This window comes from Cellulosimicrobium sp. SJTW-1 (assembly GCF_047716875.1).
Classification (GTDB): domain Bacteria; phylum Actinomycetota; class Actinomycetes; order Actinomycetales; family Cellulomonadaceae; genus Cellulosimicrobium; species Cellulosimicrobium funkei.
In genome coordinates this window covers 786016-806306 of record NZ_CP136680.1, presented here as the reverse complement: position 1 = coordinate 806306, position 20291 = coordinate 786016, and the positions used below count along the sequence as shown (strand labels likewise).

Below are 20291 nucleotides of genomic sequence, written 5' to 3'. Positions count from 1 at the left end.
GCCCGCGGGCGTCACTCCCCGGGGTAGACGACCCCGACCTGGCGACGCACCTCGTCGAGCGTGCGCATGACCTCGAGCGTCGAGTCCCACGACATGCGCGGGCTCTGCGTCTCGCCCGCGGCGACGCGGCGCGCGACCTCGGCGGCCTGGTACTGCTTGCCCTCGCCGGAGAAGCCGTCGTAGTACCAGGACGCGCCGTCGTGCCGGACGACCCGGAACGACGTCGGCGCGTAGAACGTGCCCTCGACCTCGATGCGGCCCGCCGTGCCCGAGATCACCGCCGTGTTCGCGGTGCGCGACCACAGCGTGGTCGAGAGCGTCGCCTGCGTGTCGCCGTAGCCGAGCACGATGCTCACCTGCCCGTCCACGCCCGTCTCCGTGAGTGCACCGACGGCCGTCACTGTCGACGGCGCGCCCAGCAGGTCGTGCGCGAACGACACCGGGTAGACGCCCAGGTCGAGCAGCGCGCCGCCCGCCAGCTCCGGCGCGTAGAGCCGGTGCTCGGGGTCGAACGGGAACCACTGGCCGTGGTCCGCGCTGAGGTTCACGACGTCACCGATCTCGCCGCGCGCGATCACGCCGCGCAGCGCGGCGACGTGCGGCAGGAACCGCGTCCACATGGCCTCCATGACGAACACGCCCGCCTCGCGCGCGGCGTCGAGCACCTCGACCGCCTCGGCCTCGTTGCGCGTGAACGCCTTCTCGACGAGGACGTGCTTGCCCGCGCGGATCGCGAGCAGGGCGTGCTCGTGGTGGTGCGAGTGCGGCGTCGCGACGTACACGACGTCCACCTGCGGGTCCTCGACGAGCTCGTCGTAGCCGTGGTGCGTCGTGGGGACGCCGTGCGCGGTCGCGAAGCGCTCGGCGCGCACGCGGTCGCGCGAGCCGACCGAGGCGACGCGACCCTGCGTGTGCAGGCGCACCGCCTCCGCGAACGACGACGCGATGCCGCCCGCGCCGAGGATGCCCCAGCGGATCGGGGGCGCGCTGCGCGGGTCGGGGACCGTGCCCGTCACCTCGGCGGACAGGTCGGGGAACGGGTGGACGCCGGAGGCGGCCGGGGTCTCGTCGGGGTGCGCGGCGGGCGGCGGGGCGACGGTGCTCATGCGGCCCACGCTATCGCCCTGCGCGGCCTCGCCGCCGCTCGTCCACAGGCCGCGCGTCGGGCGCGCGAGCCACCTTCCCCCGCACGGGTGGTGCGCGCCGCCGCGCGGCACGTCACGATGGGGGCATGACGACCCCCGCGCCCCGGACCGGCACGCCGACCGACGCCGGACCCGAGCCCGAGGCACGGGCGAGCGCGCGCGACCTCGTCAAGGTCTACGGATCCGGCCCGACGGCCGTCCGCGCGCTCGACGGCGTCGACGTCGACTTCGCGCGCGGCCGGCTCACGGCGATCATGGGGCCGTCCGGGTCCGGCAAGTCGACGCTCATGCACTGCCTCGCCGGGCTGGACTCCCCGACCTCCGGCAGCGTGGTGATCGACGGGCAGGAGATCAGCCGGATGTCGCAGCGGCGGCTCACGGCTCTGCGCCGCACGCGCGTCGGGTTCGTCTTCCAGGCGTACAACCTCGTCCCGACGCTCACGGCCGCGGAGAACATCACGCTCCCGCTCGACATCGCGCGCACCCGCGTGGACCGCGACTGGTTCGACGAGGTGACGACCGCCGTCGGGCTCACCGACCGCCTGCACCACCGCCCCTCCGAGCTGTCCGGTGGGCAGCAGCAGCGCGTGGCGTGCGCGCGGGCGCTCGTGTCGCGGCCCTCGATCGTGTTCGCCGACGAGCCGACCGGCAACCTCGACTCGCGCTCCGCGGGCGAGGTGCTCACGTTCCTGCGCCGCTCCGTCGACGAGCTCGACCAGACGGTCGTCATGGTCACGCACGACCCGCGTGCGGCGTCGTACGCGCACCGCGTCGTCTTCCTCGCGGACGGGCGCCTCGCGGGCGAGCTGCACGACCCCACGCAGCAGGACATCCTCGACGCGCTCGCGCTCGCAGCGGACGACGGCGCATGATCCGCGTCGCGCTGCGGGGCGTGCGCGCGCACGTCGTGCGGTTCGTCCTGTCGGTGCTCGCCGTGACGCTCGGCGTCGCGTTCGTCGTCGGCACGTTCGCGTTCCGCGGCATGCTCTCCTCCACGTTCGACGACATCATCGCGACGACGCTCACGGCCGACGTCTACGTGCGCGGCGCGCAGGAGGTCGAGAGCGACACGTCCGGGCCCGGTGGCGGCGGCGCCGCCGGCGGGGGCGGGTTCGCGGGCGACCGCACGCTCGTCCCGGCCGACCTCGCGACGGAGGTCGAGGGCGTCGACGGCGTCGAGCGGGCCGTGCCGGACGTGTCCGGCCCCGTCGTGCTCGTCACGGCCGACGGCACCGCCGTCGTGACCACGGGCCCGCCGAGCACGGCGTTCTCCGTCGACCCGGAGGACCCGAGCCTCACGCTGCTCGACGGCGCGTGGCCCGGCGCGGGCGAGATCGTCCTGGAGCAGAGCGCGGCCGAGACCGCTGACCTCGCCACGGGCGACGAGACCACGGTCGTGCTCGGCGGGGAGCCGCGCCCCGTGACCGTGTCCGGCGTGTTCGGCATCGAGGCCGCCGCCGCGGGTGCGGTCCTCGTCGGGATCGACGGCGACACGGCGCGCGAGGTCTACGCGCCCGACGGGCTGGTGCCCCAGATCGCGGTCTGGGCGGACGCGAGCGGACCGGTGGACGAGGACGCCCTCGCGGGCCGCGTCGCGTCGGTCCTGCCGTCCGGGGCGGAGGCCGTCACGGGCGAGCTGGCGCGCGCCGAGGCGAGCGAGGCGGTCGAGGAGGTGCTCGGGTTCGTCGAGACCTTCCTGCTCGTGTTCGCCGCCATCGCGCTGTTCGTCGGCGCGTTCATCATCGCGAACACGTTCGCGATGTCGGTGCGCGAGCGCCTGCGCGAGCTCGCGCTCCTGCGCGCGCTCGGCGCGTCGCCGGGCCAGGTGTTCGCGTCGGTCCTCGTCCAGGCGCTCGTCGTCGGGCTCGTGGGTGGCGGGTTCGGCGTGCTCGCGGGGGCCGGCCTCGTGCGGGTCATCCGGTGGGGGCTCGCGCTCGCCGGCTTCGAGTTCTCCGGCCGGGTCCCGCTCGGGACCTCGCACGTCGTGGCCGCCGTCGCGCTCGGGGCCGTCGTCAGCGTCCTCGCGGCCGTGCTGCCCGCGCGGCGGGCCGCCGCGATCCCGCCCGTGCAGGCGATGCGCGACGACGTCGCGCCCGACCGCGGTACCGGGCTGCGGGCGGTGGGCGGGGTGGTCGTCGTCGCGGCCGGTGCAGGTGTGCTGTGGCTCGCGGCGTACCTGGGATCCTCCGTCGTGGACGGGCCGACCGGCTGGGCCTGGGTCGACGACCTGAGCCCCCGCCTGCTCCTCGGCGTCGGGGCCGGGCTCGTGCTCGTGGGCGTGCTCGTCGGGTCGCCGGCGGTCGCGCGCGGCGTGCTCGCGGTGCTCGCGTGGCCTCTCGTCGTCGCGCTGCGCCCGCTCGGCCGCCTCGCGCGCGGCAACGTCACGCGCAACCCCCGCCGCACCGCGAGCACCGCGGGAGCCCTGCTCATCGGCATGGCGCTCGTGTCGGTCACGGGCGTCATCGCCGCCTCGACCCAGGCGTCGGTGCGGAGCATCGTCGAGAACGAGGTGCGGGCCGACCTGGTGGTCAACTCCGCGACGCTCGTCGTGCCCGAGGGCGCGGTCGAGGCCGTCACCGCGACGCCGGGCGCCGCGGTCGTGGACACGGTGCGGCTCGGGTCGGCGTCGGTCGCCACGGTCGGCGGCACGGACGACGGACCGCGCGGGACCGACGTCGCGGGCGTGCCCGCCGGGTTCTTCGACACCGCGCTCGAACCCGTGACGCTCGCCGGGGACCCGACGGCCACGCTCGAGGACGGGGACGTCGTCGTGCACCGGCGCACCGCGCGCGAGCGCGGCTGGGAGGTGGGCGACACGCTGCGGCTCGGCGAGGGCGACGCCGCCGTCGAGGCGCGCGTGGGCGCGGTGATCGACAGCCAGCTCGTGGGGACCGGCGTCCTCGTGCGCGACGACGTGTTCGACGCCGTCGTGCCGGCCGCCCAGGCGAGCGTGCGGATCGTCTACGTGTCGGCGGCCGACGGCGCGAGCCCCGCCGACGTCGAGGAGCTGCGCACCGCCCTGACGTCGGCGGTCGAGCCGTTCCTCGTCGTCACGGTGCTCGACCGGGAGCAGACCGCGTCCGCGTTCGCCGACCAGGTGAACCAGGTGCTCGTCATCCTCTACGCCCTGCTCGCGCTGTCGATCGTCATCGCGCTGCTCGGCATCGTCAACACGCTCGCGCTGTCGATCATCGAGCGCACGCGCGAGATCGGGCTGCTGCGCGCCGTCGGGCTGGGACGCCTCCAGCTTGCCGGGGTCATCGCGATCGAGTCGGTGCTCACCGCCGTCTACGGGACGGTGCTCGGCGTCGCGACGGGCATCGGCATCGGTGCCGCCCTCCCGGGCGTGCTCGCCGACGAGGGGCTGAGCACGCTCGCCGTGCCGTGGGGCCAGGTGCTCGCGATCCTCGGCGTCGCCGTCGTCATCGGGCTCGTCGCGAGCGTCTGGCCCGCGATCCGTGCCGCCCGCCTCCCGGTCCTCGACGCGGTGACCGTCGACTGACACCCCGTCTCCCGCTGAGTGCGTGAATTCGTCGCGTCCCGGAGGCCCCGGCGCGACTGTTTCACGCACTCACGGGACCGGGAGGGGGGCCGGGGCCGGGGTGCGGTAGCGGCGCAGCGGGGCGTTGCGCCACGCGACGAGCCCGACGACGGCGCTCGCCACCAGCCCGCCCGCCACCAGCGCGACGGGCGCGGACGTCAGCGACGCGAGCACTCCCCCGCGGAAGTTCCCGACCTCGGGGCCGGCGACGCCCACGACGTGCTCGACCGAGGACACGCGGCCGCGGAACTCGTCGGGCGTCTCGAGCTGCACCAGCGCGCCGCGCGTCACGACCGACACCGTGTCCGCCGCACCGGCGACCGCCAGGCACGCGAGCGCGAGCCACAGCGGTCCCGCGAGACCGAACCCGGCGAGTGCGACGCCCCACGTCGCCGCCGCGGCGAGCTGCAGCGCGCCCGAGCGCGTCGCCCGCGTCACGGCCCCGGAGAGCAGGCCCGCGCCGATCCCTCCCACCGCGACCGCCGAGAGGAACAGGCCGAGGGTGCGGGGGTCGCCGTCGAACCGGATCTCGTTGACGAGCGGGAACAGCGAGATCGGCATGGCGAGCACGGTCGCCGCGACGTCCGTCGCGAACGCGCCGCGCAGCGTCGGCTTGCGCCACACGATCGACCACCCGCCCGCGGCCGCCCGACGGCGCGGCGCGGGCCCGGGCGGCGCGGCGGCCGGGCCCGTCATGGCCGAGGGACCGACGGGGAGCGGGGGCAGGGGCGGGAGGCGCACGAGCCCGAGCAGTGCGACGACGGCCGCCACCGCCTGGAGGCCGTAGGCCGCGGGCAGGTCCCAGCGCGCCAGGACCAGGCCGGCGAGCGCGGGCCCGACCAGCATGGCCACCTGGAACGCGAGGTTCTGCAGCGCGAGACCCGCGGCGACCTGGTCGGGCGGCAGCAGCCGGGGCGGCACCGTCCGGCGCGCCGGCGAGCCGAGCGCGTTGCACGCCGCGCCGGCGGCGACGAGCCCGAGCAGGAGCCACACCGACCGGTTCCCCGCGAGCGCCTGCGCGGCGAGACCAGCAGCGGAGAGCACCTGCCCGACCGCGGCGAGGCGCATGAGGGTGCGCCGGTCGTGGACGTCGGCGAGGTGCCCGCCCACCAGGCCGAGCGTCAGGAGCGGGACCGCCGTGGCCAGGCCGATCGTGCCCGTCCACAGCGGGCTGCGGGTGAGCTCCCAGACCTGGAGCAGCACCGCGACGTTCGCGATCTGGAACCCGAGGCCGCCCACGGCGGACCCGGCCCACAGGTCCCGGTACGCGCGGCTCGCGCGCAACGGCCGCAGGTCGAGGACGTGGTCGCGCACCTCAGCGCTCCCGCGGCGTCGGGTGGCCGGCCGCGTCGAGGCGCTCGACGAGCCGCTCGCGCAGCGAGCGACGGGCGAGCACGCGCTCCAGCTCGACGACGACCGCGCTCAGGGCGTGCGGCAGCTCGTCGTCGATCTCGGCGACGGACTCCTCGGTCGCCCGCCACTCCGCCTCGAGGAGCGGGACGAGCTCGCGCGACCGCGCCGTGAGCGCGACGCGGCGCGTGCGGGCGTCCGCGCCCGGCGCGGTCTCGACGAGGCCCTCGCGCCGCATCGCGGTGACCGTCTGGCTCATCGCCGAGTGCGTGCGGCCGAGCGAGGCGGCGAGCTCTCGGATGGTCAGGGGGCCGGTGTGCGCGAGCCGGATGAGCGGGTAGACGAACCGCGGGCGCACCCCCACGATCCCGCGGTCGGCGTAGACGGTCTCGATCTCGTCGTCGAGGCGTCGGAGCACGGCGTGCAGGGAGTCCCACCGGCCGGGGACCGTGGTCGGGTCCAAAGAAGTCATAGCACTGTTATAACAGCACTCATGCGATCGTCGGTTGGCTGCCCGAGAACGACTAGGTTGCCTCCCTAACTAGATAGCCGTACTGTCTAGCCCATGAAGTTCGACGAGCGGCTCGACCGCGAGCTCCTGCGCGGCGTGCTGCCGCTGTGCGTGCTCGCGGTCGTCGCGGCCCACGGCCCCACCTACGGCTACGCGATCACGCGGTCGCTCGCCGACGCGGGCCTCGGCACCGTGAAGGGCGGCACGCTCTACCCGCTCCTGCAGCGGCTGGAGGACGACGGCCTCGTCACGACCTCCTGGCACCAGGGCGAGCGCGGGCCGAGCCGTCGGTACTACGCCGTCACGGACCAGGGTCGCGTCGCGCTCGCCGACGCGACCTCCCGCTGGGACGCCGTGACGACGGCGGCGACCACCCTCGTCGCCGGCGCGTCCGGCGCGCCCTCGCCGGACGGCGCGATCCCGGCCGACGCACCCCCTCCCGATCCCACCCCGACAAGGACCCCCCGATGAGCGACACGACCCGCTACACGATCGAGCGCCGCCACGCGCCGCACGTCGACCCGCGCTGGGCCGAGGCGCTCCTGCTGGAGCTGCGGCTCCAGGGCGTCGCCGGAGCGCGCATCGGCGCGGTGCTCGCCGAGGTGGACGCGCACGTCGTCGACTCCGGCGAGACCGCGCAGGAGGCGTTCGGCGATCCCGTGGCGTACGCGCGCTCGCTCGACCTGCCCGAGGACCCCGCGCAGTCGAGCTCCTCGATCGGGCGGACGGTCGCCGCCTCCGCCGTGCAGACGGTCGGGATGCTCGGCGTGCTGTGGTCTCTGCGGCCCGCGCTCGACGGCGGCGCCCTCGTGGTGCCGGCCGGGATGCTGCTCGTCCTCGTCGCCGCGCTCGCGGGCTTCGTCGGGCTGTGGCGCGCCGGCGACCGGCTGCTGCGTGCCGCGCTCGCCCATCCCGTGCTGACCGTCCTCGGGAACATGGTCGTGACGGCTGCCCTCGTGGCCGTCGCGGTCACGCTGCGCGCCCCGGTCGCGAGCCTCCCTGCGGTCCCGGTCCTGGTCGCGGCCGCGGTCGCGCTCGTCGTGGGGACCGTCTGGGGCCTGCGCGAGCAGGGCTCGGGCGACCCCGTCGTCGACCCTCTCGACGACGCACCGCAAGCCCGCACCGACCGCACCGGGCGCTGGGGCGTGCTGCTCCTGCCCGCGGTGACGGTGGTGCTCGGGACGATCACGGTGCTCGTCCGCTGAGCCCGGAGGGGACCTAGGTCACGCGACCCGGCGTCCCGGTGGTGGTCGCCGGGGACGCGTGACACGGTGGGGATGGCCGGCGGGCACCGGCCTCGCACGGCTGCGGCGCGCCCGACGGCGACCCACCGACCCCACAGGAGGCCACGATGTCCGAGGTTCCCGTCCGCACGCTCATCAGCCCGCTGCGCTACGTCCAGGCCCGCGGTGCGCTCACGCGGCTCGGCGAGTTCGTCCGACCGATCGGCACGAAGCCGCTGCTCGTCGCCGACGACGTCGTGTGGGGCATCGTCCAGGACACGGTCGCGGTGTCCTTCCAGGAGCAGGACCTCCCCCGCCACCGCACGGGGTTCGGCACCTACGCCACCGCCGCGGAGGTCGACCGGCTCGCGCGCGAGATCGACGAGCTCGGCGCCGACGTGGTCGTCGGCATTGGCGGCGGCTCGACCATCGACGCGGTGAAGGCTGCGGGCCACCTGCGCGGCATCCGCTGGGTGTCCGTGCCGACCGTCGCGTCCACCGACGCCCCGTGCTCCGCCCTGTCCGTGATCTACACCGAGGACGGCGCGTTCGAGGAGTACCGGTTCTTCCCGCACAACCCGGACCTCGTGCTCGTCGACACGGGCCTCGTCGCGAACGCGCCCGTGAAGTTCCTCGTCGCCGGCGTCGGCGACGCGCTCGCGACGTGGATCGAGGCGCGCGCCGTCGCCGAGGCGAACGCGTCGACCATGGCCGGCGGCCTCCCTCTCGTCACGGGCACGGCGCTCGCGCAGCTCTCGTGGGACATCCTCTGGGAGAACGCGCTGCCCGCGATCGACGCGGTGAAGGACCACCTCGTGACGCCCGCGGTCGAGAAGGTCATCGAGGCGAACACGCTGCTGTCCGGGCTGGGCTTCGAGTCCGGCGGCCTCGCCGCGGCGCACGCGATCCACAACGGCCTCACCGCCGCGCCCCAGACGCACGGCCTCACGCACGGCCAGAAGGTGAACATCGGCTCCGTGACGCAGCTCGTCCTGGAGGGCGCGCCGACCGAGGAGATCGAGGAGTTCGTGCGCTTCACCACGCGCGTCGGCCTGCCGAACACGCTCACCGAGATCGGCCTGACCGCCGACGACGTGCACGACCTCACGCGCGTCGCGGAGGCCGCCACCGCGGAGGGCGAGACGATCCACGCCATGCCGTTCCCCGTGCGCGTGCCGGAGCTCGTCGACGCCCTGCGCTCCATCGAGGGCTTCTCCCGCCGCGTCCGCGCCGAGGCGGGCCTCCCCGAGCCGGTCAAGCACACCACGCACTGACCGTTCCCACCGCCCCGGGCCCCGCCGTCGCCGGAGGGGCCCGGCCCGGGATGGGCCGACCAGGCGGTCCCACCCCCTCGAGCAGGTCGACCTGGCGCGTCCGGCAGCCCGGACGCGCCACGATCACCTGGTCGGCCGACGGCTGACGGGGCTGACCGCGGCTACTTCTTCGCGGCCGTCTTCTTGGCGGGGGTCTTCTTCGCGGCTGGCTTGCGGGCCGTGGTGCGCTTCTTCGCCGGGCCCTGCGCGCGCTTCTCCGCGAGGAGCTCGATCGCCTGCTCGGGCGTGATCGACTCGGGCGTGACGTCGCGGGGCAGGGTGCGGTTCGTCTCGCCGTCGGTGACGTACGCGCCGAACCGGCCGTCCTTGACGACGATCGGCTTGCCGCTGTTCGGGTCGTCACCGAGCTCGCGCAGCGGCGGCGTCGCGGCACGCTGGCCGCGCCCGCGCTTGGGCTGCTTGTACAGCTCGAGCGCCTCGTCGAGGGTGACGGTGAACATCGACTCCTCGTCGGGCAGCGACCGGGAGTCGGTGCCCTTCTTGAGGTAGGGGCCGTAGCGGCCGTTCTGCGCCGTGATCTCCTCGCCCGACTCCGGGTCGGTCCCCACGACGCGCGGCAGCGACAGCAGGCGCAGCGCGTCGTCGATCGTGATCGTGTCGAGCGACTGCGTCTTGAGCAGCGATGCCGTGCGCGGCTTGGGCTGCGCGGCCTTCGCCCTCTTCTGCGCGGCGGCCGAGAGGCTCGCGTCGATCGGCGGGAGGTCGAGCACCTCGGTCACGTACGGGCCGTAGCGGCCCGCCTTCGCGATGATCTCGTTGCCGGACACCGGGTCGGTGCCGAGCACCTTGCCGTCGTCGGCGCCCGCGGCGAGCAGCTCGCGCGCCTTGGCGACCGTCAGCTCGTCGGGGGCGACGTCGTCGGGCACGGACGCGCGCGGCGGGTTCTCGCCCTCCTTGACGGGGACGGAGAGGTCCTCCACGTAGGGCCCGTAGCGCCCGACGCGGAGCTGGATGCCCTCGCCGATCGGCACCGAGTTGATGCCGCGCGCGTCGATGTCGCCCAGGTTCGCGACGAGGTCGCGCAGGCCCTCGGCGTCCTCGCCCTTCGCGGCGTCGCCGAAGTAGAACTCGGTGAGCCACGCGACGCGGTCGCGGCGACCGGCGGCGATCTCGTCGAGGTCGGCCTCCATGCGCGCGGTGAAGTCGTAGTCGACGAGCCGGTCGAAGTGCTCCTCGAGCAGCCGCACGACGGCGAACGCGAGCCAGCTCGGCACGAGCGCCTGCCCGCGCGACAGCACGTACCCGCGGTCCTGGATCGTCGAGATCGTCGAGGCGTACGTCGACGGCCGCCCGATCCCGAGCTCCTCGAGCGCCTTGACGAGGCTGGCCTCGGTGTACCGGGGCGGCGCGGACGTGGAGTGACCGTCGGCGGTGAGGTCGTCGGCCCGCAGGGCGTCGCCCTCGCTCATCTGCGGCAGGCGCGCCTCGTCGCCGCCCTTGGCCCCGACGACGGGCGCGTCCTCGGCGTAGCGGTCGACGTCCGAGCTCTCCTCGTACGCGGCGAGGAAGCCGCGGAACGTGATGACGGTGCCCGACGCGGCGAACACCGCGTCGCGGCCCGCGACGTCGCCCGCGGCGGCCGAGAGGGTCGCGCCGAGGCGGACGGACGCCGTCGACCCCTTCGCGTCCGCCATCTGCGACGCGACGGTGCGCTTCCACACGAGCTCGTAGAGCTTGAACTGGTCGTCGCTCAGCTCGCGCTTGACCTGCGCGGGCGTGCGGAACGAGTCGCCCGCGGGGCGGATCGCCTCGTGCGCCTCCTGCGCGCCCTGGTTCTTCGCGGCGTAGACGCGCGGCTTCTCCGGGACGAACTCGGGCCCGTACAGCTCGGCCGCCTGGCGGCGGGCCGCCGTCGTGGCCTCCGCCGACAGCGACGGCGAGTCCGTACGCATGTAGGTGATGTAGCCGTTCTCGTACAGCGACTGCGCGGTGCGCATCGCCTGGCGCGACGACATGCGCAGCTTGCGGCTGGCCTCCTGCTGGAGGGTCGACGTCGTGAACGGCGCCGCGGGACGGCGCGTGTACGGCTTGGTCTCGAGCGAGCGCACCGCGAACGCCGCGTCCGCGAGGCCGGTCACGACGGCGCGCGCCGTCGTCTCGTCGAGGTGCGCGACGCCGTCGCGCGCCGCCGCCGGCTTGAGCTGCCCGCGGTCGTCGAAGTCGCGGCCCGAGGCGACGCGCGCGTCGCCGAGCTGCACGAGCCGGGCGCCGAAGGCCTTGCCCGCGTCCGGTGCCGACGCGTCGGCGTGCTCGAAGGTGCCCGTGACGTCCCAGTACTCGGCGGGGACGAACGCCATGCGCTCGCGCTCGCGCTCGACGACGAGGCGCGTCGCGACCGACTGCACGCGGCCGGCCGAGAGCCCCTGGGCGATCTTGCGCCACAGCACGGGCGAGACCTCGTAGCCGTAGAGGCGGTCGAGGATGCGGCGGGTCTCCTGCGCGTCGACGAGGTGCTCGTCGAGGTCGCGCGTGTTCTGCAGCGCCCGCTGGATGGCCTCGCGCGTGATCTCGTGGAAGACCATGCGCTTGACCGGGACCTTGGGCTTGAGCGCCTCGAGGAGGTGCCACGCGATGGCCTCGCCCTCGCGGTCCTCGTCGGTCGCGAGGTAGAGCTCGTCGGCGTCCTTGAGCGCGCGCTTGAGCTCGGCGACCTTCTTCTTCTTGTCCGCGTAGACCTCGTAGTACGGGTCGAAGCCGTGGTCGACGTCGACCGCGAACTTCCCGTACGGGCCCTTCTTCATGTCCGCGGGCAGCTCGGACGGCTGCGGCAGGTCGCGGATGTGCCCGACGCTCGCCTCGACCTCGTAGTCGTCGCCGAGGTAGCCCTGGATCTTGCGAGCCTTGGCGGGCGACTCGACGATCACGAGCTTGCGTGGCATCCGATCCTGCTTTCGTCCGTGCGTACGTGTCCGTGGCGGGCGCTCCCTGCCCGACGGCGGCGGGCCCCGCCGGGGCCCCGGCGACCCGGACGACCGTCCGGTCGCCCGCCGTGGCAGCCTACGACGTTACTCCCGTCGCGCCAGCCGCACGCACCCTACCCCCGAACGGGACGCGGGTCGGGGCGGGCTGTGGACTGCCGGACCAGGAGCAGCACCGCGAACGCCGCGGCCGTCACCGCCAGCACGCCCGCGACGCCGCCCGCGTAGGCCGTCATCTCCTGCGCCGCCGTCGTGCCCCAGGTCGCGGGCGTCGCGCGCAGCGCGAGCGCCGCCGCGACCCCCGCCGCGGCCGCGCCGAGCAGGAGGAGCACCGCCGTCACGGTGGAGCCGGGCGTGGGCCCGGCGCCCGGGTCGAGCGACGACCTCGGCGTGAAGACGCACACGAGGGCGGCCCACGCGAGGACGACGAGGACGGCGGCGACGACGTCGCTCGGGCGGTGCCACTGGCCGACCAGGGTCGAGACCCCGGTGGCCGCGGTGTACGCGCCGCCGAGGACGGCGACGAGCGCCCGGGCGCCGCGCGGCACGACGAGCAGCAGCGCGGCCGCGACCGACCCCGCGACGGTGGTGTGGCCGCTGGGCAGCGAGTTCTCCCAGTGCCAGCCGCCGATGAGCTCCTCGCGGCCAAGGAGGGAGTGCTTGACGAGCTGCGTCGTGACGTTCGCGCCGACGACGAGGAACGCGACCTGCACCGCGAGCCCCCAGCGGCGGCGGAGGAGCGCGATGCCCATCGCGGCGCCCAGGCCGCCGACGACGAACGCGACGGAGACCGTGTCGAGCACCGGCTCGGCGACCGCCCACAGCTCTCCCTGGCCGGTCACGGCGCCGTCGAACGCGGCCCGCTCGAGCATCTGCCCGGCGAACGTGTCGACGAAGAACCGCCACACGAGCCACGCCCCCGCGACCGCGAGCAGCGCGACCACGGCCGCGACGACGCGCGAGCCGGTGCTCGGTCCGTCGGGACCCGGGACGGCGTGCGCGTGCGGCGCCCGGCGCGGCGCCGGGGCCGAGGGACCGCCCGCGGCGGCCTGCGGGACGGGCGGGTACGGGGTCCCGGCGGGGGGCGCTGCGGCGGGGCCTGCGGGAGGCACTGCCGGGGGCGCTGCGGCGGGCGGCGGCGCGGCCGTCGGTCCGGGCGTGGGCGGCATCGGCTGCGTCGCCGGGAGCGGCCGCGTACCCGCCCCGCCGCTGGTCGGCAGCGGCCGGGTCGGGGCGTGGTCGGAAGGCATCCCACCACCGTAGAGGACGCGTGTGCGCATTCGGGGAAGACGACGGGAAGAGCTGCGGGCGCTGCCCCGGACCGGTCCGGGGCACGGCCCGCCCGTCCGGGTCGAGGGGCCCGGGCACGGCGTCGCAGGCCGCCAGTAGGGTGACGCCATGACCGACGCCTCCCCCGCGCCGAGCGCCCCCGGCGACGCCGACGCGAGCGACTCCGCGTCCCCCCGGAGCCCGCGGCCCCGGCGCCCGCGCCCCGGGACCGCCGAGCGGAGGGAGGAGATCCTGCGCGCGGCGATGCGCGTCTTCGGGTCGCGGGGCTACCACCAGGGGTCGCTCGCGGAGGTCGCCGAGCAGGTGGGCATCACGCACGCCGGCGTGCTGCACCACTTCGGGTCCAAGGAGCGCCTGCTCACCGAGGTCCTCGCGTCCCGCGACCGCGACGGCGTCGCGCACCTCGAGGGGCAGCACATGCCGGGCGGGCTCGACCTGTTCCGGCACCTCGTCGCGACCGCCGCCGCGAACGCCGAGCGCCCCGGGATCGTGCAGACCTACACGGTCCTCGCCGGCGAGGCCGTCACGGACGACCACCCGGCGCGCGCGTGGGTCACCGCGCGCTTCGCCGGACTGCGCGCCGACGTCGCCGGTGCTCTCCGCGAGGTCGTCGAGGAGCGGCGGGCCGCGGGCGACGAGACGGCGGCCGTGCCGGACGACCGCGCGCCCGACCTCGCCGCCTCGACGATCATCGCCGCGATGGACGGCCTCCAGACCCAGTGGCTCCTCGACCCCGACGCCGTCGACCTCGCCGAGGCGACCGCGTTCGCGATCGAGGCCGTCCTCGCCGCGACCCTGGCGGGCGCCCGCCCGCTCGCCTGACGCGCTACGTCGCCACGCTCTCCGGCACGGGCTCGGGCACCGGCTCGACCGCGGGCTCCGCACCGCCGTCCGACGGCGCGGCGTCGCCGTCCGACGGCGCGGCCTCGCCCTCCCGGCGGCCCTCGCGGTACGCGGCGATGGACAGCGTCCGCAGGCGCGACGACCGGCCGGTCGGGTTGTCGACGAACCCGACGGCCGAGATGTAGGGCTCGATGACGTGGATCTTCTGCAGCGGCGTGACGATGAGCAGCTGCAGCCCGAGGCGGCGGAACAGCTCGAGCGCGAAGCGCGTCGACTCGTCCGACCCCCGCCCGAACGCCTCGTCGATGACGACGAACCGGAACGCCGTCGACCGCACCGCGCCCCAGTCGAGCTTGAACTGGTAGGCGAGCGACGCCGCGAGCACGGTGTACGCGAGCTTCTCCTTCTGGCCGCCGGACTTGCCGCCGGAGTCGGAGTAGTGCTCGTGCTCGGAGTCGTCGGCGCGGGACCGCTCGGACGCGGAGAGCACGAACCAGTTGCGCACGTCGGTCACGCGGCGGCGCCACGCCTCGTCCAGGTCCGTCATGCCCTCGCGGCCGCGGAACCGCTCGACGAGCGCCTTGACCCGCAGGAACCGGTCCTCCGAGTAGGACAGCGCGCCGTCGGCGAGCGACCCGTCGCCCTCGGCGAGCGCGCGGTCGTCCTCGGCGAGGATCCCGTCGCCGTCGGTGCACGCGCGCAGGTCCTGCTGGAACTCGCGCACCTCGAGGTTGGGCGTGCGCGACATCTCCAGACGGATGTACCGGCCCGGGTTGTAGTCGATCGCGCGGAGCGAGTCGTTGATCGTGTCGATCCGGTCGCGGATGACGTCGGCCTGCTTGGCGAGCTCGGCCGCGAAGCCCGCGATGTCGCGGATCGCGTTCGTGTTGAGGTACGCCTTGAAGTCGGCCTCGAACCGCGGGAGGTCGTCGCGCACGAGCCGGTCGTGGATCTCGCGGTAGCCGTCGGCCGACCGCACGTCCGCGTCGAGCTCCGCCGTCTCGACCGGGTACGCCGACCGGAACGAGGCCATCTGCCCCGCGATCCGCGTCCCGAGGTCCGCGCGCTCGCGCTGCGCCTGCTCGGCCTCGGCGGTGAGCCGCGAGCGCACCGCGTTCTCGACCGCGTCGAGGTCGGCCGCGCGCGTCGGGCCGTCGGCGGCGCCGCCCGGGCCCACCGTGCCGAACCCGGCGAGCTCGCGGTCGAACTCCGCGGCGAGGGCCGCCGTCGTCTCCTCGTCGAGCGTCTCGCCCGCGCCGTCGAGCACGGCGCGCGCCCGCTCCCGCGCCGTCCGCGCCTCGTCGAGCGCGTGCCGGTCGGCACCGAGCGTCGCGACGACGCGGTCGCGCTCCGCCTCGAGCTCGGCCTGGCGGCGCGCGTTGTCGTCGAGGAGCGCCGCGAGGCGGCCGAGCTCGTCGCTCGCCTGCTCGAGCCGTCGCTTCTCCTCGGCGAGCTCGGCGATGCGCGCCGTCTCGGCCCCACGGTCGAGCTCGTCCCAGTCGCGGTAGACGTCGAGCCGCCCGAGCGCGGCGGAACGGGCCTGGAGCGCCTCGCGCGTGGCGGCCGCCTCGTCCCGACGCCGTGCGAGCGCGTCGCGACGCGCCGTGACCTCGGCGGCCTGCTCGAGCAGCGCGTCGATCTTCGCCTGGGTCGACCAGCCCAGCACGTAGCCCCGGCGGTCGTCGACCGCGCGCGTGTCGTTCTTCTCGTGGTGGTCCGGCGAGTGCTTGACCTGGCCGGCCCGCGTGATCGCGCGCGGGAGCCGGCGGAACGCGTCGAGGTCCGGCGCGCACGCGTGGTCGGCGCGGCGCTCGAGCTCGGCCTCGACCCACGCCGTGAGGGTCGGCGCGTCGTCGAGACGCCGCACGTCGAGCAGGTCGGCGAGGAGCGGGACGCCGTCCTCGCGCGGAGCCGGCCGGGCGGCGGCGACGCGCTCGGGCACCCGGTGGTAGACGAGCCGCAGCCCGAGGTGCTCACGGTCGACCCACGCGGACACCGCGTCGTAGTGCGCCGCCGGCACGAGGAGCGAGAGCGCGAAGCCGCGCAGCACGCGCTCGGCCGCACCCTCCCAGTCGGCGTGCTCGGGGCGGACGGCGAGCAGCTCGCCCACGAAGGGGACGTCGCCCGGCGCGAGCCCGACGCCGTCGCACAGCCGGTCCCGGACCTCCAGGTGGGTGCGCGGCAGGTTGGACCGGCGGTCGGCGAGGCTCGCGAGCTCGGCCTTGACGTCGGCGGTCTCCTGCTCGACGGCGCGCACCTGCGCCGCGACCTCGCTCGCCTGCTCCTCGGCCCGGGCGAGGTCGTCGCGCACGCGCACGGCGGCGTCGTCGGCCGCGCGACGGAGCGCCGCGAACGCCTCGGCGTCGACGAGCGCGGCCGCCACCGCGCCCGCGGTGGCGCCCTCCCCCGGCCCCGCCGGGCCGGAGTCCCCCGCCGCGGCGTCGGCGCCGTCCGGGGCGCCGAGCGTCAGGCCGGCCGCCGCCGCGTACCCGGCGAGCTGGGCGACCCGGCGCTCGCGCGCGGCGCGCTCGACCTCGCGGCGCGCGACCTCGCCCTCGATCGCGGCGAGCCGGTCGCCGCCGTGGCCCGCGCGCTCGAGCTCGAGCCGCTGCCGCTCGGCGCCGAGCAGCCCCAGCTCGTCGACGACGCGGCGGCGGCGGGCCTCGCCGTCGGCCACGCGCTCGTCGAGGGCGGCGGTGAGACCGTCGAGGTCCGCCACGCGGCGCGACGCGGTGAACGCGCGCAGGGCGTCGCGGCGCGCGACGAGCGCCTCGGCCCGCTCCCCGAGCGCGTCGTGCGCGTCGCAGTCCGCGAGCAGGGGCGCGAGCCGCTCGATCTGCGCGGTCGCCCGCACGACGGCGTCGTGCGCGCTCGTCAGGTCGTCGAAGTGCGCGACGAGCCGGTCCGTCCAGCGGTCGGCGTCGAACGGCTCGAGCATGTGCTCGCGCACGAACTCGCCGAGGTCGCCGACCGACTTCATCGACACCGTCTGGTGGAACAGGTCCATCGCCTGCTCCGACGGGATGCCGAGCAGGCGGCGGAAGTCGCGCCCGTAGTCGGGGAAGTGGTCGCGCACCTGCGCGCCGGACTCGCGCAGGCGGCGGCGCAGCGCCGCGACGTCGCCGCCGAAGCCCGCGAAGTCCTCGGTGATCGTCAGCGGGCGGTCCGCCGTGACGAAGAAGCGGTCCGGCTGGCCCGCCTGGCCCGGGGCGAGCCAGAACACCTGCGCGAGCGTGACCTCCTGGTCGAACCCGCGGTTCGAGAACCGCCCCAGCACGACCGAGTACGTGCCGCGCTCGCGCAGGCCCACGTGGCGCGTCGTGCCCGTCGCCTCGTCGCGCTCGGACTTGTAGTGCCCTGCGACGTACGACCGCAGCGACCGTTCGCGCGCGCCCGCCCCGGCGGCCTTGTTGTACGAGATCCGGTGCGACGGCACGAGCAGCGTCGTCACCGCGTCGACGATGGTCGACTTGCCCGAGCCGATGTCGCCGGTCAGCAGGGCGTTGCGACCGTCGAGGTCGAACGCCCACACGCGCTGGTCGAACGTGCCCCAGTTGAGCACCTCGAGCCGTTCGAGCCGGAACCCGGCGCGCGCGTCGAGGTCGGCCGCCGGGTCGTGCAGCTCGACCGCGCTGAACAGGCCCTCCATCACGCCACCGTCCTCGTCGTCGTCGCCGTACCCGTCGCCAGGCCTGTCCCCGCGCCCGCCGCCCCCGTGCGCGTCCCCGCCCCCGGGCCGCCGCCCTCGGCGGCGAGCTCCAGGTACTGCGCGAGGCGCGCGTCGAAGTCCGCGAGCCACTGCGCGTCGACGAACGCCTTGAGGATGCGGCGCACCTCGTACCGCCGGGCCTCCGCGTCGGCCGGGTCACCGGGGTCCCCCGCCGCGGCGGCGTCGGGCCCGTCCGGGTCCGGGCGCCCCGCCGGCCGCAGGAAGCCGAGCTCCACGACGCGCCGCACGAGCGCGTCCACCCGGTCCACGAGCCGTGCCTCGTTCGCCGCGGCGCCCGCGTCCTGGGTGAGGAAGACCCGCAGCAGGTCGACGATCTCCGAGCGCGTGAGCACGAGGCGCGTCTCGCCGCCCTCCGAGTCCGCCTGCGCGAGCCGCTTGCGCAGCAGGGCGAGCAGCAGGCTGACGTCGAACGGCAGCTCGCGGCGCGGGATCAGCCGCGGCACGCGCTCGTCGCGCTCGTGCTCGGGCTGGGAGCGCAGGTAGGCGTAGCCGTCGCCCTCGTCGACGACGACCTGCAGCCCGAGCATCGCGACGGCGTCGCGCACCTGCGCCTCGCGCGCGAGCAGGTCGCGCCACAGCGCCTCGCCGGACTCGCGATAGACGACGCCCTTGAGCAGCGACGTCACGACGACGGACAGCTCCGGGTCGCGCGCGGTGCGGGTCGTGCTCACGGGGTCTCCTCCGGGCTCGGGTCGGGGGCGGCGTCGGGTCGTGCGTCGGGTCGCGCGGCAGGGGGCCCGCCGGGCGGGGAGCCGCTCGTCCGCCGCGCGTACGTGACGCGGGGCAGCCGCGCGACGCGCACCACCGGGTCCGGCGCGCCGTCCTCGGCGACGGGCCCCGCCGGGGCCTCGCCCTCCCAGCGCACCTCGTCGCTGCGCTCGTCGTCGTGCACGACGACGAACCGCGGGTCCTCGAGCGACAGGTACGTCACGAGCTCGGCCAGCCCGTGCTCGAGCGGCGCGTCGGCGAGCAGGTCCGCGAGCGCGACCTCCCCCGGGCCGCCGGGCCGCGAGAGCGTCGCGCGGACCGTGCGCGCGAGGCGCTCCGGGTCGACGTGCACCTGGTCGTAGAGCGCGTCGACCTCGAAGTCGTCGTCGCCGACCTCGACGTGGTCGGAGTCGAGGCGGGCCGTGGGCCGCGGCGTGAAGAGCGGCCGCTCCGTCGGCAGCACGACCTCGGGCGCGACGGCGTCCACCGGCATCCCCGGCGGCGCACCGGCGCGGCCTGCCGCGCGGGCGACGTCGCGCGCGGCGAGCGCCTTCGCCTCGACGCCGCGCAGGATGTCCATGACCCGTCGGTTCTCGAGCCACACCTGGTCGTCGAGGAAGCGGCGGAGCTGCTCGGAGAGGGTCCGCACGGTCGCCTGGGTGCGCTCGCCGGCGTCGAGCCAGTCGTAGTGGACGCGGCGCAGGCGGCGGTGCTCCTGCTCCCGGGCCGCGGCCTGCGCGGCGGCGTCCACGACCGGGCCCGGCGTCCCGGGGGCCGGCCGGACGACGTCGGGCGCGATCGCGTCGAGGGACTGCACGCGCTCGACGAGCGCGGTGAACTCCTCCTGGCGGCGCCGGTCGAGGAGGAAGTCGTAGAACGCGTGGAACGACCGCCCCTGGTCCGACTCCGCGATGGCCGTGCGCGACCGCACGACCTCCTCGAGCAGCTCGCCCTTCGCGCCGTCCCACCCCGTGATGCGCTCGCGCAGCTCCCGGTCGAGGGAGCGGAAGTTCGCCTCGACCTCGCGGAAGTCGGAGAGCAGGTCGGCCGCCGTCTGGGTGAGCTGCTGGTAGCGGTCGCGCTGCGCCGCCGCGTCGAGGACGGCGACGCGCCCGGCGCGGACCTGGGCGATCTCGTCGTCGATCGCGGCGCGGCGCTCCTCGAGCTCGCGCAGGCGCTCCGCCGGGTCGGTCTGCGTGCCGACGGCGAGCTGGCGCAGCAGCTCGAAGACGGTGTTGAGCCGCGACTCGGTGCCGACGAACCCGCGCCCGCGCAGGGACGCGACCCAGCGCACGGCCTGCTCGACGGCGGGCGTCGCGTCGTAGTGCGGCTCGGCCGAGCCGGGCGGGTACCAGGCGCGCAGCCAGCTCTGGTCCGGGTGCGTCCAGTGGTCGACGTACGCCTGCGGGGCCCGCGGGTACCGCGGCTCCGTGCCGGAGGCGCGCGCGGCCCGGCCGTCGACGGCCCACAGGTGGTCGTCGAGGCGCGCGACGAGCTCGCTCTCCGGGATGGCGCGCACGTTGTCCTCGACGAACAGGGTGCCGAGGAACGAGAGCACGAGCGGCGCCGTGTCCGCGCGCAGGAGCCGCCACGCCGCGCTCGACCGTCGCAGGGAGTCGACGTCGTCGTGCTGCACGCAGGTCCTCTCGGGCGGGGCGGGTCGGTGCCCGGCGCGGCGGCCAGGGCGCGCCACGCGAG

The 20291-nt window shown here is 75.8% G+C and carries 14 protein-coding genes; 6 read left to right on the top strand and 8 right to left on the bottom strand.

Annotation, left to right across the window (positions count from 1 at the left end; translation table 11 throughout):
• Positions 1-11 precede the first annotated feature (11 nt).
• Positions 12-1106, bottom strand: coding sequence for a Gfo/Idh/MocA family protein (locus tag RSE42_RS03685; protein WP_021482923.1), 1095 nt, complete (start codon positions 1104-1106; stop codon positions 12-14).
• A gap of 125 nt (positions 1107-1231) precedes the next feature.
• Here RSE42_RS03685 and RSE42_RS03680 point away from each other — a divergent pair, with 125 nt between their 5' ends.
• Entirely contained in the window at positions 1232-2017 is a 786-nt protein-coding gene (locus RSE42_RS03680) for an ABC transporter ATP-binding protein (protein WP_061266601.1), read from the top strand.
• Complete coding sequence (locus RSE42_RS03675) at positions 2014-4647, top strand: ABC transporter permease (RefSeq protein WP_415297890.1); 2634 nt, start codon at positions 2014-2016, stop codon at positions 4645-4647. Before RSE42_RS03680 ends, RSE42_RS03675 begins: the two co-directional genes overlap by 4 nt.
• A gap of 69 nt (positions 4648-4716) precedes the next feature.
• Here RSE42_RS03675 and RSE42_RS03670 read toward each other — a convergent pair whose 3' ends face one another.
• Positions 4717-6000 carry an MFS transporter gene (locus RSE42_RS03670; RefSeq protein ID WP_415297889.1) on the bottom strand — a complete coding sequence of 428 codons (1284 nt, stop codon included), beginning with the start codon at positions 5998-6000 and terminating at the stop codon, positions 4717-4719.
• A 1-nt stretch (position 6001) separates the two neighbouring features.
• On the bottom strand, positions 6002-6508 hold the full coding sequence (locus tag RSE42_RS03665; RefSeq protein ID WP_308820816.1) for a MarR family winged helix-turn-helix transcriptional regulator: 507 nt from the start codon (positions 6506-6508) through the stop codon (positions 6002-6004).
• A 93-nt stretch (positions 6509-6601) separates the two neighbouring features.
• Between RSE42_RS03665 and RSE42_RS03660 the strand changes: the two genes are divergently transcribed.
• The 3 genes from RSE42_RS03660 (at position 6602) to RSE42_RS03650 (ending at position 9044) form a co-directional block, all read left to right on the top strand.
• Positions 6602-7018: a PadR family transcriptional regulator gene (locus RSE42_RS03660; protein ID WP_415297888.1), complete on the top strand. Its 417-nt coding sequence runs from the start codon at positions 6602-6604 to the stop codon at positions 7016-7018.
• A complete protein-coding gene (locus RSE42_RS03655; RefSeq protein ID WP_163185833.1) occupies positions 7015-7752 on the top strand; it encodes a hypothetical protein in 738 nt (245 codons plus the stop codon). The genes RSE42_RS03660 and RSE42_RS03655 overlap by 4 nt, the downstream gene beginning before the upstream one ends.
• A gap of 146 nt (positions 7753-7898) precedes the next feature.
• Positions 7899-9044 carry a glycerol dehydrogenase gene (locus tag RSE42_RS03650; protein ID WP_415297887.1) on the top strand — a complete coding sequence of 382 codons (1146 nt, stop codon included), beginning with the start codon at positions 7899-7901 and terminating at the stop codon, positions 9042-9044.
• Positions 9045-9205: 161 nt separating this feature from the next.
• Here RSE42_RS03650 and topA read toward each other — a convergent pair whose 3' ends face one another.
• Entirely contained in the window at positions 9206-11983 is a 2778-nt protein-coding gene (gene topA, locus RSE42_RS03645) for a type I DNA topoisomerase (RefSeq protein ID WP_085386534.1), read from the bottom strand.
• A gap of 155 nt (positions 11984-12138) precedes the next feature.
• Entirely contained in the window at positions 12139-13272 is a 1134-nt protein-coding gene (locus tag RSE42_RS03640) for a phosphatase PAP2 family protein (RefSeq protein ID WP_415297886.1), read from the bottom strand.
• 148 nt (positions 13273-13420) lie between these two features.
• Here RSE42_RS03640 and RSE42_RS03635 point away from each other — a divergent pair, with 148 nt between their 5' ends.
• Positions 13421-14134 carry a TetR/AcrR family transcriptional regulator gene (locus RSE42_RS03635; protein WP_415297885.1) on the top strand — a complete coding sequence of 238 codons (714 nt, stop codon included), beginning with the start codon at positions 13421-13423 and terminating at the stop codon, positions 14132-14134.
• A gap of 4 nt (positions 14135-14138) precedes the next feature.
• Here RSE42_RS03635 and RSE42_RS03630 read toward each other — a convergent pair whose 3' ends face one another.
• The 3 genes from RSE42_RS03630 to RSE42_RS03620 are packed head-to-tail and all read right to left on the bottom strand — an operon-like array spanning position 14139 to position 20229.
• On the bottom strand, positions 14139-17804 hold the full coding sequence (locus tag RSE42_RS03630; RefSeq protein WP_415297884.1) for an ATP-binding protein: 3666 nt from the start codon (positions 17802-17804) through the stop codon (positions 14139-14141).
• The gene (locus tag RSE42_RS03625; RefSeq protein WP_076403434.1) at positions 17804-18556 is read right to left on the bottom strand and encodes a DUF4194 domain-containing protein; all 753 of its coding nucleotides are present in this window, start codon (positions 18554-18556) and stop codon (positions 17804-17806) included. The genes RSE42_RS03630 and RSE42_RS03625 overlap by 1 nt, the downstream gene beginning before the upstream one ends.
• The gene (locus tag RSE42_RS03620) at positions 18553-20229 is read right to left on the bottom strand and encodes a DUF3375 domain-containing protein (protein ID WP_085386538.1); all 1677 of its coding nucleotides are present in this window, start codon (positions 20227-20229) and stop codon (positions 18553-18555) included. The genes RSE42_RS03625 and RSE42_RS03620 overlap by 4 nt, the downstream gene beginning before the upstream one ends.
• Between the last annotated feature and the right edge of the window lie 62 nt (positions 20230-20291).